The organism is Mycobacterium alsense, from assembly GCF_002086635.1.
Lineage (GTDB): Bacteria > Actinomycetota > Actinomycetes > Mycobacteriales > Mycobacteriaceae > Mycobacterium > Mycobacterium alsense.
Map to the genome: position 1 here is coordinate 97,133 of NZ_MVHD01000010.1, position 25,870 is coordinate 123,002.

Below are 25,870 nucleotides of genomic sequence, written 5' to 3' on the forward strand. Positions count from 1 at the left end.
CGAGCGAAGCCCGGTGCACGCCGGTATGACTCCGCCGGCCGCAGTCAGCCCGGCACCGGATGGCGCACGAACGCCCGCGGCTGCGTGAACGCGCGGATCCCGTCGACGCCAAGCTCGCGGCCCAGCCCGGACTGGCCGCAGCCGCCGAACGGCAGGCGCGGGTCCTGCGCGGCCAGGCCGTGGCAGTTGACGCTGACCGTGCCCGCCACGAGCTGGCCGGTGACCCGGTCCGCGAGCGCGTCGTCGCCCGTCCAGACGGACGCGGTGAGACCGAATTCCGTTGCGTTGGCGGCGGTTACGGCGTCGTCGATGGATTCGTAGCCAAAGATCGGCAGCACCGGGCCGAACTGCTCCTCGGCGGCCAGCCGCGAGTCCGGCGCCAGGCCGGTGACCACCGTCGGCAGCACGAAGTATCCGCCGGCGTCCTCGTCCGCCGAGCGGATGCGCCCGGCGGTGCGCACCGAGGCGCCGCTCGCTTGGGCGTCGACGACCAGCTCGGCGACCCGGTTGCGCCCGGTGGCGGTGTGCAGCGGCCCGAGCGTGGTGTCCTCGGCGAGGCCGTCGCCGACCACCTCCCGCTCACAGCGCGCGACGACCGCGTCGGCCAGCTCGCCGACCCGCGCCGCGGGCGCATACAGCCGCTTGATCGCCATGCACACCTGACCGCCGGTGGTGTAGGTCGCGGTGACCAGCCGGTCGACCAGCTCGTCGGTGACCGCGATGTCCGGGGCGATGATCGCGGCGTCGTTGCCGCCGAGCTCGAGCAGCACCGGGGTGAGGCGCGCCGCGGCGGCCGCCATGACGGCGCGCCCGGTGGCCACGCCGCCGGTCAGCGAGATGAGGTCGATGCCCGGATGGGTGACCAGCGCCCGGGCGAGCTCGCTGCCCGGGCCGGACACGACGTTGACCACGCCCGGCGGCAGCGCCGCGGCCAGCGCCCCGGCCAGCCGCAGCGCCGCCAGCGGACAGGTCGGCGGGACCTTGACGACGGCGGTGTTGCCGGCGCTCAGCGCCGACGCCAGCTTCGTCATCGTCAGCGCCAGCGGCCAGTTGAACGGCAATACCAGCGCGGCCACCCCGAACGGCTCGCGGTGCAGCCGCGGATAGGTCGATGCCGGGTCGACCTGCTCGGGCGCCACCGCGGCCTCGGCCATCGACCCGATCAGCGCGGCCAGGCTGGGTCCGGTGGAGATCTCGAAGGTCGCCTCGCCGAGCACCTTGCCGTGCTCGCGGGTGTAGAGCCGCGGGCCGTCGCCGGCGGTCAGCCGTTCGGCGGCCGTGGCCGCGGCCGCCGAGACGGCGGCGACCCGCTCCGCGACGCCGAGCGCCCGCCACCCCGGCGCCGCCCGCCGTGCCGCCGCCACCGCGGCGTCGAGCTGGGCGGCATCGGCGGCGGGCGCGTGCCCGACGATCTCGGACGGCCGCGCCGGGTTGTGCACCGGGTAGGTCCCGGCGGCGCCGGGCTGCGGCCGGCCGCCGATCGTGAGCACCGCCTGATCGTCGGCGGCTCGGGTTGCTTGCGTGATCGTCGTTGATCCCGTCATGACCGTCTCCCTTGACCCGGTGCGGTTGCCCCGCCATCGTAAGGCGTGAGGAGGGCTCATGAGGGCGGTAAAAGCTGTAGTCCTACGCGAGGTCGGCCGGCCCACGGCCGTGGAGGAGCTCGCCCTGCGGCCGCTCCGGGACGACGAGGTGCGCGTGCGCCTGTGTGCCAGCGGCGTCTGCCACAGCGACCTGTCGCTGCGCGACGGGTCCATCCCGACTTTGCTGCCGTCGACGCTCGGGCACGAGGGTGCCGGCGTCGTCGCCGAGGTCGGCGCCGCCGTCACCACGGTCGGCCCCGGCGACCACGTCGTGCTGACCTGGAACGTGCCGTGCCGCGCGTGCCCGCATTGCCTGCGCGGCGAGGCGCAGCTGTGCGCGCACGGCTACGACCACGCCTACGGCGCCCCGTACGCCGAGGGCGACGGCGGCCCGGTGTGGCCGGGAATGGGCGTCGGGTCGCTGGCCGAAGAGACGCTGCTGCCCGCCGCGGCGGTGGTGCCGGTCGACGAGTCGCTGCCGTTCGACCTCGCCGCGCTGCTGGGCTGCGGGGTCACCACCGGGGTCGGCGCGGTGATGCGCACGGCCGCCGTGCGCCCCGGGGAGAGCGTGCTCGTGATCGGTTGCGGCGGTGTTGGTTTGGCCGCGATCCAGGGGGCGCGACTGGCCGGCGCGGGGCGGATCATCGCCGCCGATCGGGCGGCGGGCCAACTTCCCGCGGCGGTGGCCAACGGCGCCACCGATACCGTCGACGCCGGCGAGGTCGACCTCGTCGCGGTGGTGCGCGACCTCACCGGGGGCGCGGGCGTCGACCACGGCATCGAGGTGGTCGGCAAGCCGGCCACCATCCGCGCGGCGTATGAGGCCACCCGCCGCGGCGGCAAGGTCACCCTGGTGGGAGCGGCCGGGATCGACGAGGAGGTGGCGTTTCCCGCGCTGTCGTTGATGGCCGACGGCAAGACCGTCCAGGGCAGCGTCTACGGCGCCAGCGACCCCGCGCGCGACATTCCGGTCCTCGCCGAGATGGCGCAGCGCGGCCGGCTGGACCTCGAAGCCCTGGTGACGCGGCGCATCGGCATCGACGACGTCGAGGCGGCCTTCGCCGACATGACCGCCGGGCGCGGCGCGCGCAGCGTCGTCTGCTTCGCCTGAATCCTCAGCGGGACAGGGTGATTGCCCTCTCGGGGCAGTTCTGCTCGCCGATGACGGCCTGCGCCTCCAGCTCGCCCGAGACCTCCTCGTGCAGGACGACGCAGTGGCCCAGCTCGTCGGCGTCGTAGACGCCCGGCGCCAGGGTGTAGCAGCGGCCGTGCCCGGTGCAGCGGTCGGGGTCGACGACTACGCGCGTCACGACACCGGGAACACCAGCGGCAGCGACTCCACCGATCGCAGCGCCGCGGTGTACGTCAGCTGGGTGCCGGGCTTGATCTCGTAATCCGGTATGCGCCGGTGGAATTCGCGCATCGCGACCCGCAGCTCCATGCGGGCCAGGTGCGACCCGAGGCAGCGGTGCGGCCCGCCGCCGAACGCGCGGTGGCGGTTGGGGCTGCGGGCGAAGTCGACCAGCTCGGGGTCGGGGAATTCGGCGGGGTCGGTGTTGGCCGCGCCGAGCAGCGGGCTGACGCGTTCGCCCTTGCTGATGGGACACCCGCCGACCTCGGTGTCCTGCAGGGCGACGCGGGCCACGCCGGGCACCGGCGTCTCCCAGCGCAACAGCTCCTCGATGGCGCTGGGCAGGATGTCGGGCTGCTCGATGAGCTGGTGTCGGTGTTCGGGGTGGCGCGCCAGGTAGACGAAGAAGCAGTCGAGCGAGTCGGTGACCGTGTCCAGCCCCGCGATGAGGAACAAGAAGCAGATGTCGAGCAACTCCTCGCGCGACAACGGTTGGCCCTCGATTCTGGCCGCGATCATCGCGGACAGCACGTCGTCGCGCGGGCAGGCGATGTGGTCGTCGATGGCGCGCTCGAAGTAGTCGTAGATCTGCTGCGCCACACCCGCCGACGCCTCATGGCGGGCCTCGAAGTCGCCGGGTTCGACCTCCGGGCGGATCACCCCGTCCTTCCAGACCAGGAACTGGTCCAGGTGCTCCAGCGGCAGCCCGAGCAGCTGCAGGAAGACGGTGCAGGGCAGCGGCACGGCGAACTCCTCGTGGAAGTCGCATTCGCCGCGGCCGGCGAAGCTGTCGATCATCTCGTTGACCAGCTCGGTGACGCGGGGTTCGCGCCGGGCCATCTCGCGCGGGGTGAACAGCGGGTCGAGGATGCGCCGGTACTTCGCGTGTTCGGGCGGGTCGACCTGCAGGGGGATGAGGGGACGCACGTTGCCGAGGTCGACGGCGTCCATGTTCGACGAGAACAGCTCGGTGTGCTTGAGGGCCATTTCGATGTCGGTGAGGCGGCTCAGCACTACCGCCTGCGGCGACCGGAACACCGGGGTCGATTCGCGCAGCGCCTTGTACATCGGTTGCGGCTCGGCGAGGCCCATCATCGCCTGGTCGACAAAGTTTTCCGTATCTGTCATGCCGTCAGCGTCGCACCAACATGTTTATTTAGCAATGATTAGTTAATTGCTGGGTAGTCAATAGCGCTGGTCAGCGGATTGCGCGGCGAGTACCGTGGAGCGTCGCGGACGAGTTGGCCGGGCGGCCGCGGACCGCCGCGAGGCGGTTCGAGGAAAGTCCGGACTTCACAGAGCAGGGTGATTGCTAACGGCAATCCGAGGTGACTCGCGGGAAAGTGCCACAGAAAACAGACCGCCACCCTCGCGGTGGTAAGGGTGAAACGGTGCGGTAAGAGCGCACCAGCACTCCGGGTGACCGGGGTGGCTAGGCAAACCCCACCCGAAGCAAGGCCAAGAAGGCCGCACCCGGTGCGGCCGCGCAGGCGCCCGAGGGTTGCTCGCCCGAGCCTGCGGGTAGGCCGCTCGAGGCACCCGGCAACGGTGTGTCCAGATGGATGGTCGCCGCTCCGCCGCCGTTGCTCACGCCGCGGCGGCGGGGAACAGAATCCGGCTTACAGGCCAACTCGTCCGCCCCAGCCCCCTGAACTGCATGTTCAGGGGGTTCGTCTTTCTACAGTCCGCAGCTGGTCCGCAGCGCGATCACCCGCCGACGACCCCGGCACCGAGTCGATCGCGTCCCGAGTGCGATCGTCGGAATCGGGCCACAGATGGCTGTAGGTGTCCAGCGTCTCGACCGCGTTGGCGTGGCCGAGACGCGCCTCCGTCCGAAATCGACCAGTTGCCGAAGCTCTGCCGAGGCGACACCGACGGTGGCGTTCGCGATCGACCTGCTTCCGTCGGCCGAGCTGCGGCCGTCTCGAACGAGAACAAACACTCTCTAGATTCGACAACGCCATTTACACTTCCTAAAACCGTCCCGACTAGGCGAAGGCGGCTCAGTGACTGATCGAGTGGCTCTGCACCAAAGAATGGCCCACGCTAAGTGGGAGGCTTATGCGAAGGCGACCGAAACCAACTACGTAACTTACGGAGACGAGTGGATCTATGCACCGGACGCCGTCATGATGTGCCCCTTGTTCAACGGTGGCGTCGCGCAACCGATGGCCGACCTCTTTTCAGAGGAACTGGCGGCTGCCATGGCCGAGCACGCCCCGGACGGTGACATGCTCACTCCCGAATTCCGTATGTGGTGGAAGCACATTCCAGACTTCCGGATCGTGACCCCGTTCGACTGCACCCCGGCCGAATGGGGATTCGCAATGCGCGATACGTATGCAGGCGCCCTGACCGACGGCACGGTCTTAGAACTGCACGAGTGGGACTATGTCTGGACCAACGAGCAAGGGCATATCACTCGCTGGGACTGGTTCGTCGATTCCCGAGAGTGGTACCCGTTCCTAGAAATCATCGGACTTGATCCCGAAACTCTGACATACCAGGGCTACACCCTGAACTTCTTGCGTCAGGGCGGCGTCGGAACGCAGGCGCAGACAAACTAGCGCGATTCACCCCCCGACCTCGCCGAGTCGCCGGGCGAGCTTCTCCGCGATCAGTCCGCGGCCAGTCCGCAGCACAATTAGCGGCGACCGTTATTAGTCAACACAACCAACCCTGTGACCAGCACAGTTCTGACACGGCCAACACAGCACACGGTGCACACGCCCCGATATCAGACTCCGGCTTACAGGCCAACCCGTCCGCCCCAGCCTTCTGCCGAGCAGATGCAAAAGCCCCGACACGCCGACGATTTAGATGCTTTTGCGTCTGCTCGCGCCGGTCAGCGGACGGCCTTGGCCAGCTGGCGCAGGGCGCCGCGCAGCTGGCCGCGGCACCGCTCGGCCAGGTCGGCCTCCCGCTGGTAGAGCAGGCCGTAGGTGAAGGTGTCCTCGCCGGCGGCTCGCGCGGCCTCGGCCTGGTGAATCAGGTGTTCGCGGCTGACGACGCTGTCCTGATGGTCGCCGAGCAGCGTCTGGATGGCCTTCGCCTGCTCGGACACCCGCTCCGCGCCGGTGGCCGCCGCGGTGTAGCGAAGCCGCTTGGCGCGCTTGCGGATCCGGTGCAGCGCCTGATCGCGTTCGTGCTCGGCGCCCGGTTCCACCCGGGCGGCGGCCTTCGCGGCCGCACGGACCTTGCGGTAGGCGGCGTCGATCGTGACCGGCGGCGCGGGCTGGCCGCCCGGAGCGGGGATTTCGGCCACCCACGCGTCGAGGGCGTCGAGCAGGCGAAGGTAGCGCTGCGAGCGCATCGCGATCAGCGACCGCCGCAGCCCGGTCCGGTAGCGGCGCCGCGCCCCCTCGACCAGGCGTTCGCGGACGCGGCCGCGCACCAGTTCGGGCGGCAGCGCGTCCAGCGCCCGGCGGTAGCGCTCGGCGAGCACCTCCGCGTCGCGGGCCGCGCCCAGCACGTTGGCGAGCTCGCGCAGCTCGTCGAGGAGCCAGGCGTTGTGCGGGGCGTCCGGCGCCTCGGCCACCAGGCTGCGGATCTTGCGGATGGTCACCCGCATCTGGTGCACGGCGTCGTCGGCGTCGGCCCGCACGCCCCGATCCCACACCAGCAGCTCGCCGACCTGCTCGGCCACCGCGCGGTGGATCGGGTCCGCCGGCGGCCGCGTCCCGTCGGGCGCAACCCGCGCCCCGAGCACCCGCGCCAGCTTGGAGGCGTGGCCGGCCGGCACGGCGCCGGCGTCGAGCAGCCGGTTGCTCAACCGGTCCAACAGCTCGGTGTCGGCGGTCCCGTTGGTGAGCTCGAGTTCCCACTCGCGCCACTGTTGTTCGGCCGCGGAGGGATCCCCGGCGGCCCACGCGGTGACGCGGTCGTTGCTGAACTCGGCCAGCGCGGCCCCGTCGGCGCCGTACAGCACCTGGGTCTCGCGGTCGGTGCTGATGCGCGCGACGGGTTCGAGCGGGCGGTCGCGCACCACGGCCAGCACGATGTCCCGCAGTTCGTCCGGCACGCCGTCTTGCGGGCCGTGCTTCGCGGTGTCCAGCGGCGCGCGGACCTCGGTGCGCGCGTCGGGCCCGGCGGGCAGCTTCAGGTGCCAGCCCGCGTCGTGGCCACCGGTGCGGCGCCGCAACGTGATCCTGTTGCGCGCCAGGTCCTGCGCCGCGGTGTCGTAGTAGGTCGCGTCCAGCGATTCGGCCGGCGCCCTCTCCACGTGCGCGACCGCGGCGATGCCCTCGAACGAGGGTGAGACCGTGGACTCCACGACGTCGAACTTGCGCTCCACCTCCACATGACGGGAGGTTTTCGGCGCTTTCACAGGCATAGCCTGCCACACCCACCTATGGCGACGGGTTGAGATGCATCGCCACGCCCGTCAGCTGGCTGATCGTCTGCGTCTCGCTGTCCCGGTAGGGGCGGCCGTCGGGTTCCAGCAGGTCGTGGAACCACACGCCCGGGGGCCTGGGGTCGGGGTGGTCCCACGAGTCCCAGGGAAAGTACGTCTGCGTCTTGCCCGCGACCAGCCCCCAGTTGAGCGCACCGACGTTACGCGCCTTGGCGATTGGCAGGATGCCCTCGACGGTGCTGCCCAGGGTCCGGGCCAGGTACTCGGTGCACAGGATCGGTCGCCCGTGCGACCCGAGCTCCTCGATGCGCTCCTCGAACTCGGCGGGCTCGCCGTAGGAGTGGAACGTGATGATGTCGGAGTTGTCGAGCTGAATGCCGCTGATCGTGGCGCGCAGGTCGGAGTCCGCCTCCTCGCCCTCCCACACGCCGCTCGTCAGGGGCTGCCGGGGATTGACCGCGCGCGCCCACGCGAACACCTGCGGCAGCAGGTCCGCGACGAGGTTGAGCTTGTCGGGCCGCTCGACCGAGCGGTAGTGGTGCGACGGGTTGTCGGGCTCGTTCCACAGGTCCCATCCCAAAACGCGGTCGTCGTCGCGGAATTGGGTCAGCACCGCCGTGACGTAGCCGCGCAGGGTCCGCACGTAGCCGGGGTCACCCAGGCGTTCGGCGCCCGGGCTCTGCACCCACCCGGAGTTGTGCACACCGGGCCGCGGTTCGCGCTGCCTGCCCGCTCGCGGGAACGGATCCCAGCACGAGTCGAAGAAGACGAACAGGGGCTTGATGCCGCGGCACGCCGCGATGTCGACGAACTGCCCCAGCCGGTCGTGGAATCCCCGGGAATCCTCGGTCCACAGCTGATCGTGCAGGAAGACCCGCAGAGTGTTGAAGCCGTGCAACTGGGCCCAGCCGAGCTCGGTGTCGATGCGCCGGGGGTCGTAGGTGTCGGGCTGGAACATCTCCAGCTGATTGATGGCGCTCGACGTGATGTAGTTGGCGCCGACGAGCCAGCCCTGCGCCTGGTACCACCGGTTGGCGCGCTCGGGCGACCACCGGCTTGATTCCGGCGCCCCCGCGGCGGCGCGCGGTGCTCGGGCCAGGGCGGCACCTCCTGCCAACAGCAGCGGCAGCTTCAACACCGTTCGGCGGGGCACAGGGCGGTGCAAGAAGCCACCCCCGCTCACGATTCACGATTGCCTACAGGACAATCGTACCACCGTGTCACACAACGGTTTTCAGGGTTTTCAGCAAACTTTTGCCTCGCCCCTGGGAGCCCCCTAGAAGCAGTGCTCCTCGCCGGGGAAGGTGCCGCCGGCCACCTCTTCGGCGTATTGCACTGCGGCCCGGCGCAACTCGGCGCCGATGTCGGCGAACCGCTTGACGAAGCGGGCGGGCTTGCCGGCGCTCAGGCCCGCCATGTCCTGCCAGACCAGCACCTGGGCGTCGCAGTTGGGGCCGGCCCCGATCCCGATGGTCGGGATCGTCAGCTTGCCGGTGATCTGGGTGGCCAGCTCGGCGGGCACCATTTCCATCACGACGGAGAACGCCCCCGCCTCCGCGACGGCGATCGCGTCGGCGATGGTCTGTTCCGCGGCGTCGCCGCGGCCCTGCACCCGGAAGCCCCCGAGGCTGTTCACGCTCTGCGGGGTGAAGCCGATGTGCGCCATGACGGGGATGCCCGCCGCGGTCAGGCAGGCGATCTGTTCGGCGACCCGCTCACCGCCCTCGAGCTTGACGGCATGCGCGCCGCCCTCCTTCATGAACCGGGTGGCGGAAGCCAGCGCGGCCGCCGGGCCGGGCTCGTAGCTGCCGAACGGCAGGTCGGCGACGACCATGGCGTGCTCGGCGCCGCGCACCACACCGCGCACCAGCGGGATGAGTTCGTCGATCGAGACGGGCACGGTGGTGTCGTAGCCGTACACGACGTTGGCGGCCGAGTCACCGACCAGCAGCACCGGGATTCCGGCCTCGTCGAAGATCCGGGCCGTCGAATAGTCGTAGGCCGTGAGCATGCCCCACTTGTGGCCCTCGGCCTTCATTTTCTGCAGGTGGTGGGTGCGGATCTTGGTCGGCGGCTTGGCGCGTGCGGACGGCTCGGCGCCGTAGACATTCTGCTCAGACATCTCAGACATCACTGTCCCTGTGGTGGTCGGGTCGATCCTCGTGGCCCTTGAGGTGTGAAATCCTGGGCGGGTCCCCGGGTTCGTCTGACTCGAGCCATTCTGCCATCCGCTTTGCGCAATTGCACCGGGGTGTGGCGTGAGCCATAGCATTTTGCCCGCCGGACCGGCGGCGACCGGGGTCAGCCCGTTAATCAGAATCTCAGGACGGCTCTGGCAGCATAGGTGGGCATGGGGCCGTCTCGTCGTGAGAAGTTCGCGCGCGCGCTGCTGATCTGGACCGTGATCGCTGCCGTGGCGCTGCTGGTGGCCGGCTGCCTGCGCGTCGTCACCGGGCGGGCCGTCATGAAGGGGCCCAAGCTGGGTCAGGCGGTCGAATGGACGCCCTGCCGCTCGTCCAACCCCAAGGCCAAGATCCCCGGCGGCGCGATGTGCGCCAAGCTGGCCGTGCCCGTCGACTACGACCATCTCGACGGCGAGGTCGCGGCCCTGGCGATGATCCGGTTTCCCGCCACGGGCGACAAAATCGGCTCGCTGGTGATCAACCCGGGCGGGCCCGGCGAGTCCGGCATCGACGCCGCGCTGAGCGTCGTGCAGAGTTTGCCCAAACGCATCCGCGACCGGTTCGACCTCGTCGGCTTCGACCCGCGCGGGGTGGGCTCGTCGCGGCCGGCCATCTGGTGCAACTCCGACGCCGACAACGACCGCCTGCGCACCGAGCCGAACGTCGACTACAGCCCAGCGGGCGTGGCCCACATGGAGGACGAGACCAAGCAGTTCGTCGCCCGCTGTGTGGACAAGATGGGCAAGAACTTTCTGGCGAACGCGGGGACGGTCAACGTCGCGCGCGACCTCGACGCCATCCGCGCGGCGCTGGGCGACGACAAGCTGACCTACCTCGGCTACTCGTACGGCACTCGCATCGGCGCCGCCTACGCGGAGGCCTACCCCACGAACGTGCGCGCGATGATCCTCGACGGCGCCGTCGACCCCAACGCCGACCAGGTCGAGGCGGACCTGCGGCAGGCCAAGGGATTTCAGGATGCCTTCGACCACTTCGCCGCGGACTGCGCCAAGCAGCCGACCTGCCCGCTGGGCACCGACCCGGCCAAGGCCGTCGACGTCTACCACAGCCTGGTCGACCCACTGGTCGACCCGAACAACCCGATGGTCGGCAGGCCGGCGCCCACGAAGGACCCGCGCGGCTTGAGCTACAGCGACGCCATCGTGGGCACCATCATGGCGCTGTACTCGCCGTCGCTGTGGCACCACCTGACCGACGGCCTGTCGGAGTTGGTCGACGGCCACGGCGACACGATGCTCGCGCTGGCCGACATGTACATGCGCCGCGACCCGCACGGCCACTACACCAACGCCACCGACGCGCGGGTGGCGATCAATTGCGTTGACCAGCCCCCGATTACGGACCGCGCCAAGGTGATCGACGAAGACCGCCGGTCGCGCGAGATCGCGCCGTTCATGAGCTACGGGCAGTTCACCGGGAACGCGCCGCTGGGCACCTGCGCCTTCTGGCCGGTGCCGCCCAGCAGCAAGCCGCACCCGATCTCGGCGCCGGGCCTGGCCCCGACGGTGGTGGTGTCGACCACGCACGACCCGGCGACGCCGTACAAGGCCGGCGTCGATTTGGCGAACGAGCTTCGCGGTGCGCTGCTGACGTTCGACGGAACCCAGCACACGGTGGTCTTCCAGGGCGACAGCTGCATCGACGACTACGTGACCGAGTACCTGATCGGTGGCGACACGCCGCCCAGCGGCGCCAAGTGCTAGCGCGCGTTCGCCCCATCCCGAACGTGCACGGGTTGCGAATTTCCGGCCCGGTTTTCGCGCCGGGTGCACGCTCGGCGAAAGGTCGGGCCGAGACCAAGGCGTGACCATTTCGCGCCGTGACGGGTATGCACGCCTGCCAACATTGACAGCCATGTCGCGCCTGAGACCGATGAGCTCGGCGCTGGTTTCGTTCGGGCTGCTGGTCGCGGGCCAATCGCCGGTTGCCGCCGCGACGCCGGAACCCGGTGCCGGCCAGACCCCGAGCCCGGCCCCGCCGGCCGCGGCGGCGCGGCCGCAGAACTGGGGCAGCTGCAACCAGTTGCTGACCGACACCAGCGACCTCCCCACCGCACAGTGCACCACCGTTTCCGTCCCGGTCGACTACGCCAATCCCGGTGGCGCGCAAGCCAAGCTGGCGGTCATCCGGGTGCCCGCGACCGGCCGGCGGATGGGAGCGCTGTTCATCAACCCGGGCGGTCCGGGCGCGTCGGCGGTCGACATGGTCGCCGGCATGGCGCCGGACCTGGAAGACACCGACATCGGCCGCAGCTTCGACCTCGTCGGGTTCGACCCGCGCGGCGTGGGCCACTCGACGCCGCAGGTGCGCTGCCGCACCGACGCCGAATTCGACGCCTTCCGGCGCGAGCCGATGGTCGACTACAGCCCGGCCGGCGTGGCGCACATCGAGCAGCTCTACCAGCAACTGGCCCAGGAGTGCGCGACCCGGATGGGCAGCGGGTTCTTGGCCAACGTCGGCACCGCCTCGGCCGCGCGCGACATGGACACGGTCCGCCAGGCGCTGGGCGACGACCAGATCAACTACCTCGGCTACAGCTACGGCACCGAGCTGGGCACCGCCTACCTCGAGGGGTTCGGTAGCCACGTGCGCGCGATGGTGCTCGACGGCGCCATCGACCCGACCGTGGACCCGGTCACCGAAAACATCAACCAAATGGCCGGCTTCCAAACGGCTTTCAACGACTACGCCACCGACTGCGCCCGCTCGGCCGGCTGCCCGCTGGGCACCGATCCGGCGCAGTTCGTCAACCGCTACCACGCCCTGATCGACCCGCTGGCCACCAGACCGGCCCGCACGTCGGATCCGCGCGGCCTGAGCTACGCCGACGCGACGACCGGCACCATCAACGCGCTTTACACCCCGGCGCATTGGAAGTACCTGACCAGCGGCCTGCTCGGGCTGCAGCGCGGCACCGGCGCCGACGACCTGCTGTTGCTGGCCGACGATTACGAAGGCCGCGACAAGAACGGGCACTACGGCAACGACCAGGACGCGTTCAACGCGGTGCGGTGCGTCGACGCGCCGACGCCGACGGATCAGGCGACGTGGGTGTCCGCGGATCAGAAGATGCGCCAGGTCGCCCCGTTCCTGAGCTACGGCCAATTCACCGGCAATGCCCCCCGCGACCTTTGCGCGCTGTGGCCGGTGCCCGCCACGTCGCGACCGCACCCCGCGCCGCCCGCCCCGCCGGGCAAGGCCGTCGTCGTCTCCACCACGCACGACCCGGCCACGCCGTACCAGGCCGGCGTCAACCTGGCCCGCCAGCTGGGCGCGCCGCTGATCACCTACGACGGCACGCAGCACACGGCGGTGTTCAACGGCGACCAGTGCGTGGACACCGCGGTGGTGCGTTACCTGGTCGCCGGGGCGTTGCCGCCGGCTCTGCGGTGCCGTTCCTAGCGGCCGGTTCGGGGGACGGCAACGGTTCTGACCGGGAGTCGGTAACACGGATTTAACAGGCGTTGCCTACTGTCGGGTCATGGATCGCCAGAAGGAATTCGTCCTCCGCACCCTCGAGGAGCGGGACATCCACTTCGTTCGGCTCTGGTTCACCGATGTGCTCGGCTACCTCAAGTCGGTGGCCATCGCCCCGGCCGAACTCGAAGGCGCCTTCGAGGAGGGGATCGGCTTCGACGGATCGTCGATCGAGGGCTTCGCCCGGGTGTCGGAATCCGACACCGTGGCCCACCCCGACCCGTCGACGTTCCAGGTGCTGCCCTGGGCCACCAGTTCGGGCCACCACCACTCCGCGCGGATGTTCTGCGACATCACCATGCCCGACGGCTCGCCGTCGTGGGCCGACCCGCGCCACGTGCTGCGCCGCCAGCTGCAAAAGGCCAACGACCTCGGCTTTTCCTGCTACGTGCATCCCGAGATCGAGTTCTTCCTGCTCAAGCCCGGCGCCGACGACGGGTCGCCGCCGGTGCCCGTCGACAGCGCCGGCTATTTCGACCAGGCCGTGCACGACTCGGCCTCGAACTTCCGCCGCCACGCGATCGAGTCCCTGGAATCCATGGGGATCTCGGTCGAGTTCAGCCACCACGAGGGCGCGCCCGGCCAGCAGGAGATCGACCTGCGCTTCGCCGATGCGCTGTCGATGGCCGACAACGTGATGACATTCCGCTACGTCATCAAGGAGGTCGCGATCGAGAACGGCGCGCGCGCGTCGTTCATGCCCAAGCCGTTCGCCGAGCACCCCGGCTCGGCCATGCACACCCACATGAGCCTGTTCGAGGGCGACGTCAACGCCTTCCACAGCGCCGACGACCCGCTGCAGCTCTCGGATGTGGGCAAGTCGTTCATCGCCGGGATCCTCGAGCACGCCTCGGAGATCAGCGCGGTCACCAACCAATGGGTCAACTCCTACAAGCGGTTGGTGGTCGGCGGCGAGGCGCCGACGGCAGCGTCGTGGGGGGCGGCCAACCGGTCGGCCTTGGTGCGGGTGCCGATGTACACGCCGCACAAGACGTCGTCGCGGCGGATCGAGGTGCGCAGCCCCGACTCGGCGTGCAACCCGTACCTGACGTTCGCGGTGCTGCTGGCCGCCGGGCTGCGCGGCGTGGAGAAGGGCTACGTGCTGGGGCCGCAGGCCGAGGACAACGTCTGGGACCTCACGCCCGAGGAACGCCTCACGATGGGCTACCGCGAGCTGCCCACCAGCCTCGACAGCGCGCTCAAGGCGATGGAGGCCTCCGAGCTCGTCGCGGAAACGTTGGGGGAGCACGTGTTTGACTTCTTCCTGCGCAACAAGCGCGCCGAGTGGGCGAACTACCGCAGCCACGTGACCCCCTACGAGCTGAGGACCTATCTAGCGCTGTAGCGCACTCGGTCCGGCCGGCCGGCCGGTTGCGCTACGGTCGTGGTCGTGACCAAACCCGTGACGGAACGCCCCAGGCTGCCCAGCGTGGGCCGGCTCGGTTTGGTCGATCCCACCGCCGGGGAGTGGCTGGCGCGGCTGGGGTGGTATGAGCGCGACGATCCCGCCTACGTCGACCGGTTGTGGTCGTTGTCGCGCGCGCCGGACCCCGACGCCGCGCTGCGGGCCCTGGTTCGGCTGTCGGAGGGCCTCGACGCCGGGTGGGACGAGCTCAACGCCGCGCTGCTCACCGAGCGCGACCTGCGCGGGCGGCTGTTCGCCGTGCTCGGCTCGTCGCTGGCGCTGGGCGATCACCTGGCCGCCAACCCGCAGTCGTGGAAGTTGTTGCGCGGCAAGGCCCGCCTGCCGTCGCGCGATCAGCTGCTGGCGACGTTCACCCGGTGCGCCGAGGACGCCGGCGCGGGCGCGGCGGCGTCGCGGCTGCGCGCCCTGTACCGCGACCAGCTGCTGGTGCTGGCGGCGATGGACCTGGCCGCGACGGTCGAGGACGAGCCGGTGCTGCCGTTCACGGTGGTGGCCGCCCAGCTGTCGGACCTGGCGGACGCGGCGCTGGCGGCGGCCCTGAGGGTGGCCGAGATCAGCGTGTGCGGCGACAAGACACCGCCGCGGCTGGCGGTCATCGCGATGGGCAAATGCGGTGCGCGCGAACTGAATTACGTCAGCGACGTCGACGTCATCTTCGTCTCCGAGCGCGCCGACGCGACGAGCGCCCGGGTGGCCGGCGAGATGATGAAGTTGGCCTCGGACGCCTTCTTTCAGGTGGACGCGGGCCTGCGGCCCGAGGGCCGCAGCGGCGAGCTGGTGCGCACCATCGAGTCGCACGTCGCCTACTACCAGCGCTGGGCCAAGACGTGGGAGTTCCAGGCGCTGCTGAAGGCCCGGGCCGCCGTCGGGGACGCCGAACTGGGCGAGCGGTACCTGGCCGGGTTGATGCCGATGGTCTGGGTCGCCTGCGAGCGCGAGGACTTCGTCGTCGAGGTGCAGGCCATGCGCCGCCGGGTCGAGCAGCTGGTGCCCGCCGACGTGCGCGGCCGGGAGATCAAACTGGGCAGCGGCGGCCTGCGCGACGTCGAATTCGCGGTGCAGCTGCTGCAGCTGGTGCACGGCCGCGGCGACGAGTCGCTGCACGTGGCGTCCACGGTGGACGCGCTGGCCGCGCTGGGCGAAGGCGGCTACATCGGGCGCGAGGACGCCGCGAACCTCACCGCCTCCTACGAGTTCCTGCGGCTCCTCGAGCACCGGCTGCAGCTGCAGCGGCTCAAGCGCACCCACCTGCTGCCCGAGGCCGACGACGAGGAGGCGGTGCGCTGGCTGGCGCGGGCGGCCCACATCCGCCCGGACGGCCGGCACGACGCGGCCGGGGTGCTGCGCGAAGAGCTGCGGCACCAGAACCTGCGGGTGTCCCAGCTGCACGCCAAGCTCTTCTACCAGCCCCTGCTGGAATCCATCGGGCCGGCCGGCCTGGAGATCTCGCACGGCATGACGTCGGAGGCCGCCGAGCGGCAGCTGGCCGCGCTGGGCTACGAGGGACCGCAGACCGCGCTGAAGCACATGGCGGCGCTGGTCAACCAGAGCGGGCGGCGCGGGCGGGTGCAGTCGGTGCTGTTGCCGCGGCTGCTGAACTGGATGTCGTACGCGCCGGACCCCGACGGCGGGCTGCTGGCCTACCGGCGGCTGTCGGAGGCGCTGGGCGGGGAGAACTGGTATCTGTCCACGCTGCGCGACTCGCCGGCGGTCGCCCGGCGGCTCATGCACGTGCTGGGGACCTCCACCTACGTGCCCGACCTGCTGATGCGCGCGCCCAGGGTGATCGAGGACTACAGCGACGGCCCGGCCGGCCCCAAACTGCTCGAGACCGAGCCGGCCGCGGTGGCCCGGGCGCTGGTCGCGGCGGCCGCCCGCTACCCGGACCCGGTGCGGGCGATCGCGGGCGCGCGCACGCTGCGCCGCCGCGAGCTGGCCCGCATCGGCTCGGCCGACCTGCTCGGCTTTCTCGAGGTCAGGGACGTGTGCCACGCGCTGACGTCGGTGTGGGTGGCCGTGCTGCAGGCCGCCCTGGACGCGATGGTCCGGGCCAACCTCCCCGAGAAGGGCCGGGCGCCGGCCGCGATCGCGGTCATCGGCATGGGCAGGCTGGGCGGCGCCGAGCTGGGCTACGGGTCGGACGCCGACGTGATGTTCGTCTGCGAGCCGGCCCACGGCGTCGAGGACTCGCAGGCGGTGCGGTGGTCGACGACGGTGGCCGAACAGATCCGGACGCTGCTGGGCACCCCCAGCGTCGACCCGCCGCTGGACGTCGATGCCAACCTGCGGCCCGAGGGCCGCAACGGGCCGCTGGTCCGCACCCTGGCGTCGTACGCCGCGTACTACGAGCAGTGGGCCCAGCCGTGGGAGGTCCAGGCCCTGCTGCGCGCGCACGCGGTCGCCGGCGATTCGGAGCTTGGCCAGCGGTTCCTGCTGATGGCCGACAAGACGCGCTATCCGCCCGACGGGATCTCCGCCGAGACCGTGCGCGAGATTCGCCGCATCAAGGCCCGCGTCCAGGCGGAGCGCCTGCCGCGGGGCGCCGACCCCAACACCCACACCAAGCTGGGCCGCGGGGGGCTGGCCGACATCGAATGGACCGTGCAGCTCATGCAGCTGCGGCACGCACACGAGGTCCCGGCGCTGCACAACACGTCGACGCTGGACTCCCTGGACGCGATCGCCGCGGCGGGCCTGGTGGACGCCGAGGAGGTCGACCTGCTGCGGCAGGCCTGGCTGACCGCGACCCGGGCCCGCAACGCGCTGGTGCTGGTCCGCGGCAAGCCGACCGACCAGCTGCCGGGGCCCGGCCGCCAGCTCAACGCGGTCGCGGTGGCCGCGGGCTGGCCGACCGACGACGGCAGCGAGTTCCTCGACAACTATCTTCGGGTGACGCGGCGCGCAAAGGCCGTCGTGCGGAAGGTGTTCGGGAGTTGAGTCAGGAGGCCGGCGCGTTGGATGCCATTTTCGAGGTGCTCAGCGCGGCGGAGGCCGATCGCGTGACGGCGCTGTATGCGCCCCTGGCCGACGCCGTTCGTGAACTCGTCGACGCCACCATCCGCACCGAGGCCGACGACCACGTCGTCGCCGAGGCGCGCTCCGCGATCGAGGCCGTCACCGCGAGGTTGCGGCAACGCACCCGGCCGGTCGGGGTGAGCTACCACGTCGACGGCCGCCCGCTGCCGCTGGGCAACGCGGCGATCGGGGTGTGCAACCCGATCGCGCCGCCCGTCGTCGTCCACCATGACGGCGGCGGGCGCTGCTGGAGCGAGTTCGTGCTCGGTTCGGCCTACGAGGGCCCGCCGAAGCTGGTGCACGGCGGGGTCAGCGCGCTGGTGCTCGACCACATGCTGGGCGAGGCGGCCAGCGAGGGGCTGTCCAAGCCGCGCTTTACCGGCACCATCACCGTGCGCTACCTGCGCGGCACCCCGCTGGGGCCGTTGCGCTGCGACGCGTGGGTCGACCGCAGGGAGGGCGTCAAAGTCTTTGCACGGGGGACCATTTCGGATGCCGCGGGGGTCACTGTCGAGGCCGAGGGTGTGTTCATCGAGCCGGCGTGGGCGCGGGAGGCGCAATGAAGTTCTACGTCAGCAGCGCCTTTCTGAACACCCGGGAGATCGTCGAGATCGCCAAGGCCGCCGACGATCTCGGCTACGACGGGATGGGGATCCCCGACCACGTCGTCAACCTCGAAACCCTGGACACGCCGTACCCCTACACCAAGGACGGCGAGCGGCGGTGGCAGCCTTTCACCGACTGGCCCGACCCGTGGGTCCTCGTCGGCGCGCTGGCGCAGATCACCACGCGGCTGCGGTTCGTCACCACCGTCTACATCCCCGCGATGCGCAACCCGTACTCGGCGGCGAAAGCCATTGGCACCGCGGCGGTTTTGGCGTCCGGCCGGGTCGAGCTCGGCATCGGCGTCGGCTGGTGCCGCGAGGAGTTCGCCTTGATGGGTGAGCGGTTCGACGCCCGCGGCAAGCGCACCGACGAGATCATCGAGTTGATGCGAGCGCTGTGGCAACCGGGGTGGACCGAATTCGAGGGTGAGTTCTATGTGGCGCCGCGGCTGGAGATGCAGCCCACCCCGCCGCCCATCCCCGTGTACGTCGGGGGCCTCAGCGACGTCGCGCTGCGCCGCGCCGCCCGCAACGACGGCTGGATCGGCGATCTGATCAAGACCGATCGCGCCATCGAGGCGGTGGGCCGCCTGCGCGAGCTGCGGGCCGAAAACGGTTTGTCCATGGACGACTTCACCGTACTGACGCCCCTCACCGACGCCTTCACCACCGCCGACTACCGGCGCGCCGCCGACGCCGGCATCACCGGCATCATCACCATGCCGTGGATGTTCTACGCCGGGCCGGACGCGTCGTTGGCCGACAAGATCGACGGCATGCAGCGTTTCCGCAAGGACCTGGCGCTCGACGGTTAGACTGTGCGCGTGGCGTTTACGGTGGTCTTCAGCAACGGCGAACCGCGCGACTACGGCGCCTTCGACAGCTACGAGGTCACCGACGCTGGCGTGTTGGTCATCCACATGCACCGCGAGGACGTCGAGCGCCACTTCATCGCCCCCGGGGGCTGGCTCGAGGTCGTCGAGATGGCCGAGGGCCATCCGGTCAAGATGTCACGCGGGATCCTGGGCCGCCGCCCCGGCTGAATCAGGGCTCCCGAGGTCACGACGCATCACCGGTGGCGACGAGAACACCGGGCTGGATCCCCGTGGTCTATGTCTCGCTAAACGTTGCGTTGCCGAGCAGACGCAGAATCGCACGCAAACCCTGGGTTTGGTGCGATTCGGCGTCTGCTCGCGGGGCAATTAAACGTCGTAATAGAGCGCGAACTCGTACGGGTGCGGCCGGACCTGGACGGGCAGGATCTCGTTCTCGCGCTTGTAGCTGATCCACGTCTCGATGAGGTCGGGCGTGAAAACGCCTCCCTCGGTGAGGTATTCGTGGTCGGCTTCCAGCCGGTCGATCACCGCGGACAGCTGGGTGGGCGCCTGCGGGATGTTGGCGGCCTCCTCGGGCGGCAGCTCGTAGAGGTCCTTGTCGACCGGGGCCTGCGGCTCGATCTTGTTCTTGATGCCGTCCAGGCCGGCCATCAGCATGGCGGAGAACGCCAGGTACGGGTTGCCCGACGAGTCGGGGCAGCGGAACTCCAGCCGCTTGGCCTTCGGGTTGCTGCCCGTGATCGGGATGCGCACGCAGGCGCTGCGGTTCCGCTGGCTGTAGACCAGGTTGATCGGGGCCTCGAACCCGGGGACCAGGCGCTTGTAGGAGTTCACGGTCGGGTTGGTGAACGCCAGCAGCGACGGTGCGTGGTGCAGCAGGCCGCCGATGTAGTGGCGCGCGGTGTCGGAGAGGCCGGCGTAGCCCGTCTCGTCGTACATCAGCGGGCCGCCGTCCTTCCACAGCGACTGGTGGGTGTGCATCCCGGAACCGTTGTCGCCGAACAGCGGCTTGGGCATGAAGGTGACGGTCTTGCCCTGCTGCCACGCGGTGTTCTTGACGATGTACTTGTACAGCTGCATGTCGTCGGCGGCGTGCAGCAGGGTGTTGAACTTGTAGTTGATCTCGGCCTGCCCGCCGCTGCCCACCTCGTGGTGGCCCTTCTCCAGGCTGAAGCCCGACTTGATCAGGTTGGACAGCATCTTGTCGCGCAGGTCGACGTAATGGTCAACGGGGGCAACCGGGAAGTAGCCCCCCTTGGGCCGGACCTTGTAGCCGCGGTTGGGGCTGCCGTCGGCCTCGTTCGACTCGCCGGTGTTCCACCACCCCGAGATCGCGTCGACCTCGTAGAACGAGCCGTTGGTGCGCGAGTCGAAGCTGACCGAGTCGAAGATGTAGAACTCGGCCTCGGCGCCGAAGTAGGCGGTGTCGGCGACCCCGGTGCTGATCAGGTAGTTCTCCGCCTTGCGGGCGATGTTGCGCGGGTCGCGCGAGTACGGCTCGAGGGTGAACGGGTCGTGCACGAAGAAGTTCATGTTCAGCGTCTTGGCTTCGCGGAACAGGTCGATGCGCGCGGTCGCGGGATCGGGCAGGAGCAGCATGTCGGACTCGTGAATGGACTGGAACCCGCGAATCGACGAGCCGTCGAAGGCCAATCCGTCCTCAAAGACGCTCTCGTCGAAGAACGAGATCGGAATCGTGAAGTGCTGCATGATGCCTGGCAAGTCACAGAACCGCACGTCGACAAATTCGACGTTCTCGTCCTTGGCGAGTTTGAAGACGTCGTCGGGCGTCATTTCCGTCACAGAATGCTCCTTTACTATGTGATCCGCGGCCTGACGCTAGGGAGCAGATGTTGCCCGTCAGTCAACCCTATGTTGCGCAGAGGTTACGTGACCAGGGCTCCGCGGATCGGACCCCGGGTTGCTCGCGGGTTCTATTGTGAGGCCATGGACCGCAGAATCGTAACTGGTCCGCGGCACGGACGCACTGTTTGGGGGCGCGGCCTATGACGGAGGGTTTGCCGGGTTCGCGGGCGGCCCACCCGGGGGAGGCCCTGGGCCTGCCGGCGAGCGGGCCGGGATCTCTGGCGCCGATGGGGCGGCGGCTGGCCGCCCTGATGATCGACTGGCTGATCTCCTACGGCCTGGCGGCGCTGGCGATGGCGTTCGGCGTCTTCTCCCAACAGGCTTTGGCGACCGCGGTGCTGGTCGTCTGGTTGGTGCTCGGCGTGGTGGCGGTGCGGCTGTTCAGCTTCACCCCCGGGCAGTTGGTGCTGGGTCTGCAGGTGGCGTCGGTCGACGGCCGCGTGCCGGTCGGGCTCGGCCGGCTGGTGGTGCGCGGCCTGCTCGTCGCGGCGGTGGTTCCGGCGTTGTTCACCGACGCCGACGGCCGCGGCCTGCACGACCGGCTGAGCGCAACGGCCGTGGTGCGGCGCTGAATAAGTGGGGGCGACGCGCCGCTACTTGCGGCGCACCGTGCGCTGCACGCCGCGCATCCTGCCGGCGTTCGGCAGCGGACCCTTCGGCATGACACCGGCGCCCGCCCGCGATCCCAGCGCGGCCAGCCGCGACTCCAGCGTGTCGATCTGCTTGACGGTGATGTTGTTGGGCAGTCGGGTGAGGTGGCGCTCCAGCTTGCCCAGCGGAACCTCGTCGTCGCCGTTGCCGACGACGATGTCGTAGATCGGCACGTCGCCGACCAGCCGGGCGGTGCGCTTCTTCTCCTGGGCCAGCAGCGGTTTGATCCGCGTCGCCGATCCCTCGCCGACCAGGATGACGCCGGGCCGGCCGAGCACCCGGTGCACGGCGTCGAGGTGGCCGGTCGCGGCGACGCCCGGCGTCACCCGCCACTTGCCGCGCAGGTTGTCCAGCACCCACGCCGCGGCGCCGGCCTGACCTTCGGCTTTGCGGTAGATCGACCGCTGGGCGCGGCGGCCGAAGATGATGAACATCACCAACCCGCCCAGCACCAAGCCGAACGCGATGGACGTGATCATCGTGAGCCCGCGGGCCCACACGCCGAAAGCCACCGAGGCGCCGACGATCAGCACGAAGGCGCCGATCATGTACGGCAGCAGGCGCTTGTCCTCCTTGCGCTGCATGTTGAACGCCTGCCACAGCTGGGTGCGGCGCTCTCGGGCGGCGGCCTTCCGGGCGGCGGCGGCCTGCGCCCGGGCGGCCTTCTTCTCGGCGGCAGTGCGGGGTTTAGCCATAGTTATCAAGGATACGGACGCGCGGAACCGCCTACGGCGCCGAGGCGCGGCTGCGCGCGGCCTGCTCGTAGAGCCGCCCGGCCCGGTAGGACGACCGCACCAGCGGCCCGGCCAACACGCCCGAAAAGCCCAGCCCCTCGGCGTGCTCCGCGAACCCGACGAACTCCTCGGGCTTCACCCACCGCTCGACCGGGTGGTGACGCGCCGACGGCCGCAGGTACTGGGTGATGGTCACGATGTCGCAGCCGGCGCCGCGCAGGTCGGCCAGCGCGGCGCGGACCTCGTCGGCGGTTTCGCCCAGCCCGAGGATGAGGTTGCTCTTGGTGACCAGGCCCGCCTCACGCGCCGCGGTGAGCACGCCCAGGCTGCGCTCGTAGGTGAAGGCGGGCCGGATCCGCTTGAAGACGCGGGGCACCGTTTCGACGTTGTGCGCCAACACTTCCGGGCGCGACTCGAAGACCTCCGCGAGCCGCGAGGGCACGCCGTTGAAGTCGGGGATCAGCAGTTCGACCCCGGTCGACGGGTTGAGCTCCTTGATGGCGCGCACGGTCTCGGCGTACAGCCAGGCCCCGCCGTCGGGCAGGTCGTCGCGCGCCACTCCGGTGACCGTGGCGTAGCGCAACCCCATGGTCCGCACGCTCTCGGCGACGCGCCGGGGCTCGTCGCGGTCCAGCGCGGCGGGCCTGCCCGTGTCGATCTGGCAGAAGTCGCAGCGGCGGGTGCACTGGTCGCCGCCGATCAGGAAGGTGGCCTCGCGGTCCTCCCAGCATTCGAAGATGTTGGGGCAGCCGGCCTCTTCGCAGACGGTGTGCAGACCCTCCCGGCGGACCAGGCCCTTGAGCTGGGTGTACTCCGGCCCCATCCGCGCCCTGACCTTGATCCACGGCGGCTTGCGCTCGATGGGGGTCTGCGCGTTGCGCACCTCCAGGCGCAGGAGCCGTCGGCCTGGCGGAGCCGCGGCGGCGGCGACATCGGGCCGGGGGGCGACGGTCACAGGCTCGATGCTACGCGGGCGACACCGTCGAGCGCGTCGCAGACCGCCGCGGCGACCGCGGTTTGGACCTCGCCGACGGTGACGGTGCGGCCCAGTTCGGTCGACAGCGACGTCACCCCGGCGTCGCTGATGCCGCACGGCACGATCGCGGCGAACGCGCCCAGGTCGCAGTCGCAGTTGAGCGCGAACCCGTGCATGGTGGTCGCGCGCGACACCCGGACGCCGATGGCGGCGACCTTGCGGGCGGGCTTACCGGCGCCCGCGGGCACCCAAACGCCCGACCGGCCGTCCACCCGGACGGTGTCAAGACCCAGCCCGGCGCACACCTTCATGAGCGATTCCTCAAGGCGCCGAACGTAGTTGACGACATCCAGCGGCTCGGCCAGCCCGACGATGGGGTAGCCGACCAGCTGGCCGGGACCGTGCCAGGTGATCTTGCCGCCGCGGTCGGTGTCTATGACATCTGCGATGCGAGCCCCGCTGACCGGCCGTTCGTGCGGTTGGGTGCGCCGTCCGGCGGTGTATACCGGCAGGTGCTCCAGCAGCAGCAGCGTGTCGGGGCCGCCGGCGACCCTGGCGTCGACCAGGTCGCGCTGCAACTGCCAGGCGGTGGTGTAGTCGACCGTCCCCAGCTCGCGGACGTCGATCGCGCCCGCACTCGCCCGGATCGAACCGCTCACCCCGCCGACGCTACCCGCCTGGCCGCGGCCGGCGAAGCGACGGCGTGGGCCGGCGCTTGCGATCGCCGCTAGTCATGCTCGCGGCGGGCGGTGGCGTAGGCGAGCGCCTCGCCGATGGTGTTGTGGTGGAACTGGAAACCGGCCCGCTCGAGCGCCGACGGGATGGCGCGCTGGCCGATGAGCAGCCCCTCGTCGGCGAACTCGCCCAGGGCGGCGCGCACCGCGAACCCGGGCAGCATCAACGGGGTCGGGCGGTTGACCGCCCGCCCGAACGCGGTGGTGAACTCCGCGTTGGTCACCGGCGCCGGTCCGGTCAGGTTCACCGGTCCCGACAGCGACGGGTTGGCGATGGCGAACAGCAGCGCGCGCACCTCGTCTTCGAGGCTGATCCACGACATGTACTGCCGTCCGCTGCCCAGCCGGGCGCCGAGGCCCGCCGAGAACAGCGGCCGCATCCGGCGCAGCGCGCCACCCGACCGGGACAGCACCAGCCCGGTGCGGGCCAGCACCACCCGCACGCCGGCGTATTGGGCCGGCAGTGTGGCGGCCTCCCAGTCCTGACACAGCTGGGCCAGGAAACCGCGTCCCGCCCTTGCGTTTTCGTCGACGACACGGTCCTGGGTGTTTCCGTAGTAGCCGACCGCGCTGGCGTTGATCAGCGTTTCGACGCCGGCGTCGGCGGCGGCGTTGGCCAGCACTTCGGTCGGGGCGATGCGGCTGTCGCGCAGGCTTTGCTTGAACGCGCCCGACCAGCGGCGCTGCCCGACGTTGACCCCGCACAGGTTGACCACGGCGTCGACGTCGGCCAGCGCGTCGGGATCGAAGTCGCCGCTCTCGGGATTCCAGTGCAGCTCTTCGGAATTCGCCGGCGTCCGGCGCACGATGCGCAGCACGGGATGGTCGGCCGCGCGCAACGCCGCGGCCAGGGCCGAGCCGATCAGGCCGGACGAACCCGCTATCGCGATGACGGGCTTGGGCACGGTTCGGACGCCCCCCTCACAGACCCAAGTCGGCCTCGAACGCACCTTCTTCGAGCCGCTGCTTGATCGTGGTGAGGAAACGCCCGGCGTCGGCCCCGTCGATCAGCCGGTGGTCGTAGGTCAGCGGGAGATAGCAGACCGAGCGGACCCCGATCGACTCGTTGCCGTTCTCGTCGACGACCACCCGCGGCCGCTTGACGATCGCGCCGGTGCCCAACATGGCCGCCTGTGGCGGGACCAGGATCGGGGTGTCGAACAGCGCCCCCTGGCTGCCGATGTTGGTGATCGTGAAGGTGCCGCCGGACAGCTCGTCGGGCTTGAGGTTGCCCGACCGGGCGCGCGCGGCGATGTCGGCGATGGCCCTGGCCAGCCCGGCCAGCGACAGGTCGCCGGCGTTGTGCACGACGGGGGAGAGCAGGCCCTGCTCGGTGTCGACGGCGAACCCGAGGTGCTCGGCGTCGTAGTAGGTGATCTCCTTGGTTTCCTCGTTGTAGCTGGCGTTGATGTTGGGGTGGATCTTCAGCGCGTCGATGACGGCGCGGGCGATGAACGGCAGGAAGGTCAGGTTCACGCCCTCGCGCTCGGCGAACGCCGACTTGGCCCGCGCCCGCAGGCCCACGATCTTGGTCATGTCGACCTCGTGGGTCTGGGTGAGCTGAGCCGTGGCCTGCAGGGATTCGCGGGTCTTGGCCGCAGTGATCTGCCGGATGCGGCTGGCCTTTTGCGTGGTGCCGCGCAGGTGCGCCAGCGCGGGCGCCGGGGCGGGCGCGGCCGAAGGGGCCGCCGGTGCCGCCGGGGCCGCAGCGCCGGTGGCCGGCGCGGCGGCGGGGGCCTGCGCCGGCACCTGCGCGGCCTGCTGCTTCCGCTGCGCGGCGGCGAGCACGTCCTGCTTGCGGATGCGCCCGCCCACGCCCGTGCCGGTGACCTCTGCGAGGTCGATGTTGTTCTCGCCGGCCAGCTTTCGCACCAGCGGGGTCACGTACGGCGCACCGTCGGTCGCGGGGGCGCCGGTCTCGGCCGCCGCCGGGGCCTGGTCCGGTTCGGCCTTCGGCGCCGGCGCCGGCGCGGGCGGCGGTGGGGGGGCCGAAACCGGCTTGGGTTCGGGTTGCGGCTTGGGTTCGGGTTTCGGCTCGGGCTTGGGCTCGGGTGGGGG

The 25,870-nt window shown here is 70.5% G+C and carries 22 protein-coding genes and 1 other RNA gene; 11 read left to right on the plus strand and 12 right to left on the minus strand.

The features are described 5' to 3' along the window. Positions 1-44: 44 nt before the first annotated feature. Positions 45-1,544, minus strand: coding sequence for an aldehyde dehydrogenase family protein (locus tag BST11_RS08885; RefSeq protein WP_158086774.1), 1,500 nt, complete (start codon positions 1,542-1,544; stop codon positions 45-47). 58 nt (positions 1,545-1,602) lie between these two features. Here BST11_RS08885 and BST11_RS08890 point away from each other — a divergent pair, with 58 nt between their 5' ends. Next, positions 1,603-2,694: a Zn-dependent alcohol dehydrogenase gene (locus BST11_RS08890; protein WP_083137547.1), complete on the plus strand. Its 1,092-nt coding sequence runs from the start codon at positions 1,603-1,605 to the stop codon at positions 2,692-2,694. A 4-nt stretch (positions 2,695-2,698) separates the two neighbouring features. On the opposite strand, the gene BST11_RS08895 is transcribed toward BST11_RS08890, so the two are convergent. Beyond that, on the minus strand, positions 2,699-2,893 hold the full coding sequence (locus tag BST11_RS08895) for a ferredoxin (protein ID WP_083137548.1): 195 nt from the start codon (positions 2,891-2,893) through the stop codon (positions 2,699-2,701). Continuing rightward, positions 2,890-4,062 carry a cytochrome P450 gene (locus tag BST11_RS08900; protein WP_083137549.1) on the minus strand — a complete coding sequence of 391 codons (1,173 nt, stop codon included), beginning with the start codon at positions 4,060-4,062 and terminating at the stop codon, positions 2,890-2,892. Before BST11_RS08900 ends, BST11_RS08895 begins: the two co-directional genes overlap by 4 nt. A gap of 109 nt (positions 4,063-4,171) precedes the next feature. On the opposite strand from BST11_RS08900, the gene rnpB reads away from it, so the two are divergent. Next, positions 4,172-4,572, plus strand: an RNA gene (rnpB, locus tag BST11_RS08905) — RNase P RNA component class A. 368 nt (positions 4,573-4,940) lie between these two features. Beyond that, positions 4,941-5,501 (plus strand): hypothetical protein, encoded by a 561-nt coding sequence (locus BST11_RS08915; RefSeq protein ID WP_083137551.1) that lies wholly within the window; start codon positions 4,941-4,943, stop codon positions 5,499-5,501. Between the two features lie 278 nt (positions 5,502-5,779). On the opposite strand, the gene BST11_RS08920 is transcribed toward BST11_RS08915, so the two are convergent. From BST11_RS08920 to panB, 3 genes are all read right to left on the minus strand, one after another. After that, complete coding sequence (locus tag BST11_RS08920) at positions 5,780-7,267, minus strand: CYTH and CHAD domain-containing protein (RefSeq protein ID WP_083137552.1); 1,488 nt, start codon at positions 7,265-7,267, stop codon at positions 5,780-5,782. A gap of 16 nt (positions 7,268-7,283) precedes the next feature. Next, the gene (locus BST11_RS08925; RefSeq protein ID WP_083137553.1) at positions 7,284-8,441 is read right to left on the minus strand and encodes a glycoside hydrolase 5 family protein; all 1,158 of its coding nucleotides are present in this window, start codon (positions 8,439-8,441) and stop codon (positions 7,284-7,286) included. Positions 8,442-8,564: 123 nt separating this feature from the next. Beyond that, on the minus strand, positions 8,565-9,410 hold the full coding sequence (gene panB, locus BST11_RS08930; RefSeq protein WP_083137554.1) for a 3-methyl-2-oxobutanoate hydroxymethyltransferase: 846 nt from the start codon (positions 9,408-9,410) through the stop codon (positions 8,565-8,567). Between the two features lie 222 nt (positions 9,411-9,632). On the opposite strand from panB, the gene BST11_RS08935 reads away from it, so the two are divergent. The 7 genes from BST11_RS08935 to BST11_RS08965 all read left to right on the plus strand — a co-directional run bounded on the left by BST11_RS08935 (position 9,633) and on the right by BST11_RS08965 (position 19,058). Then, positions 9,633-11,195 (plus strand): alpha/beta hydrolase, encoded by a 1,563-nt coding sequence (locus tag BST11_RS08935; protein WP_142276250.1) that lies wholly within the window; start codon positions 9,633-9,635, stop codon positions 11,193-11,195. Positions 11,196-11,337: 142 nt separating this feature from the next. Beyond that, positions 11,338-12,894 (plus strand): alpha/beta hydrolase, encoded by a 1,557-nt coding sequence (locus BST11_RS08940; protein ID WP_142276251.1) that lies wholly within the window; start codon positions 11,338-11,340, stop codon positions 12,892-12,894. Positions 12,895-12,973: 79 nt separating this feature from the next. Next, positions 12,974-14,314 carry a type I glutamate--ammonia ligase gene (glnA, locus tag BST11_RS08945; RefSeq protein WP_083137557.1) on the plus strand — a complete coding sequence of 447 codons (1,341 nt, stop codon included), beginning with the start codon at positions 12,974-12,976 and terminating at the stop codon, positions 14,312-14,314. A 39-nt stretch (positions 14,315-14,353) separates the two neighbouring features. Next, positions 14,354-17,332 (plus strand): bifunctional [glutamine synthetase] adenylyltransferase/[glutamine synthetase]-adenylyl-L-tyrosine phosphorylase, encoded by a 2,979-nt coding sequence (locus BST11_RS08950; protein WP_083137558.1) that lies wholly within the window; start codon positions 14,354-14,356, stop codon positions 17,330-17,332. Continuing rightward, positions 17,329-17,973 (plus strand): PaaI family thioesterase, encoded by a 645-nt coding sequence (locus tag BST11_RS08955; protein WP_083137559.1) that lies wholly within the window; start codon positions 17,329-17,331, stop codon positions 17,971-17,973. The genes BST11_RS08950 and BST11_RS08955 overlap by 4 nt, the downstream gene beginning before the upstream one ends. Beyond that, a complete protein-coding gene (locus BST11_RS08960; protein WP_083137560.1) occupies positions 17,970-18,830 on the plus strand; it encodes a TIGR03619 family F420-dependent LLM class oxidoreductase in 861 nt (286 codons plus the stop codon). Before BST11_RS08955 ends, BST11_RS08960 begins: the two co-directional genes overlap by 4 nt. Before the next feature lie 9 nt (positions 18,831-18,839). Further along, complete coding sequence (locus tag BST11_RS08965; protein ID WP_083137561.1) at positions 18,840-19,058, plus strand: hypothetical protein; 219 nt, start codon at positions 18,840-18,842, stop codon at positions 19,056-19,058. A 159-nt stretch (positions 19,059-19,217) separates the two neighbouring features. Here BST11_RS08965 and glnA (BST11_RS08970) read toward each other — a convergent pair whose 3' ends face one another. After that, positions 19,218-20,654 (minus strand): type I glutamate--ammonia ligase, encoded by a 1,437-nt coding sequence (gene glnA / locus BST11_RS08970; protein WP_083137562.1) that lies wholly within the window; start codon positions 20,652-20,654, stop codon positions 19,218-19,220. A gap of 203 nt (positions 20,655-20,857) precedes the next feature. Between glnA (BST11_RS08970) and BST11_RS08975 the strand changes: the two genes are divergently transcribed. Continuing rightward, on the plus strand, positions 20,858-21,289 hold the full coding sequence (locus tag BST11_RS08975) for an RDD family protein (RefSeq protein ID WP_067319081.1): 432 nt from the start codon (positions 20,858-20,860) through the stop codon (positions 21,287-21,289). A gap of 21 nt (positions 21,290-21,310) precedes the next feature. Here BST11_RS08975 and BST11_RS08980 read toward each other — a convergent pair whose 3' ends face one another. The 5 genes from BST11_RS08980 to sucB form a co-directional block, all read right to left on the minus strand. Beyond that, positions 21,311-22,063 carry a DUF4191 domain-containing protein gene (locus tag BST11_RS08980; protein ID WP_083137563.1) on the minus strand — a complete coding sequence of 251 codons (753 nt, stop codon included), beginning with the start codon at positions 22,061-22,063 and terminating at the stop codon, positions 21,311-21,313. A gap of 31 nt (positions 22,064-22,094) precedes the next feature. After that, positions 22,095-23,057: a lipoyl synthase gene (gene lipA, locus BST11_RS08985; protein WP_083137564.1), complete on the minus strand. Its 963-nt coding sequence runs from the start codon at positions 23,055-23,057 to the stop codon at positions 22,095-22,097. After that, positions 23,054-23,737 (minus strand): lipoyl(octanoyl) transferase LipB, encoded by a 684-nt coding sequence (gene lipB / locus BST11_RS08990; RefSeq protein WP_083137565.1) that lies wholly within the window; start codon positions 23,735-23,737, stop codon positions 23,054-23,056. The genes lipA and lipB overlap by 4 nt, the downstream gene beginning before the upstream one ends. 68 nt (positions 23,738-23,805) lie before the next feature. Then, positions 23,806-24,717 carry a TIGR01777 family oxidoreductase gene (locus tag BST11_RS08995; protein ID WP_083137566.1) on the minus strand — a complete coding sequence of 304 codons (912 nt, stop codon included), beginning with the start codon at positions 24,715-24,717 and terminating at the stop codon, positions 23,806-23,808. A gap of 16 nt (positions 24,718-24,733) precedes the next feature. Beyond that, positions 24,734-25,870, minus strand: a 1,137-nt coding sequence (gene sucB, locus BST11_RS09000; RefSeq protein ID WP_083137567.1) for a 2-oxoglutarate dehydrogenase, E2 component, dihydrolipoamide succinyltransferase, incomplete at its 5' end; no start/stop codon positions are given.

What these genes read in the sequence shown, in the direction of transcription:
- BST11_RS08890 (WP_083137547.1), top strand. Translation starts at nt 1,603, where the DNA reads ATGAGGGCGGTAAAAGCTGTAGTCCTACGCGAGGTCGGCCGGCCCACG.
- BST11_RS08900 (WP_083137549.1), bottom strand. Translation starts at nt 4,062, where the DNA reads ATGACAGATACGGAAAACTTTGTCGACCAGGCGATGATGGGCCTCGCC.
- panB (WP_083137554.1), bottom strand. Translation starts at nt 9,410, where the DNA reads ATGTCTGAGCAGAATGTCTACGGCGCCGAGCCGTCCGCACGCGCCAAG.
- BST11_RS08885 (WP_158086774.1), bottom strand. Translation starts at nt 1,544, where the DNA reads ATGACGGGATCAACGACGATCACGCAAGCAACCCGAGCCGCCGACGAT.
- BST11_RS08980 (WP_083137563.1), bottom strand. Translation starts at nt 22,063, where the DNA reads ATGGCTAAACCCCGCACTGCCGCCGAGAAGAAGGCCGCCCGGGCGCAG.
- BST11_RS08920 (WP_083137552.1), bottom strand. Translation starts at nt 7,267, where the DNA reads ATGCCTGTGAAAGCGCCGAAAACCTCCCGTCATGTGGAGGTGGAGCGC.
- glnA (WP_083137557.1), top strand. Translation starts at nt 12,974, where the DNA reads ATGGATCGCCAGAAGGAATTCGTCCTCCGCACCCTCGAGGAGCGGGAC.
- BST11_RS08975 (WP_067319081.1), top strand. Translation starts at nt 20,858, where the DNA reads ATGACGGAGGGTTTGCCGGGTTCGCGGGCGGCCCACCCGGGGGAGGCC.
- BST11_RS08960 (WP_083137560.1), top strand. Translation starts at nt 17,970, where the DNA reads ATGAAGTTCTACGTCAGCAGCGCCTTTCTGAACACCCGGGAGATCGTC.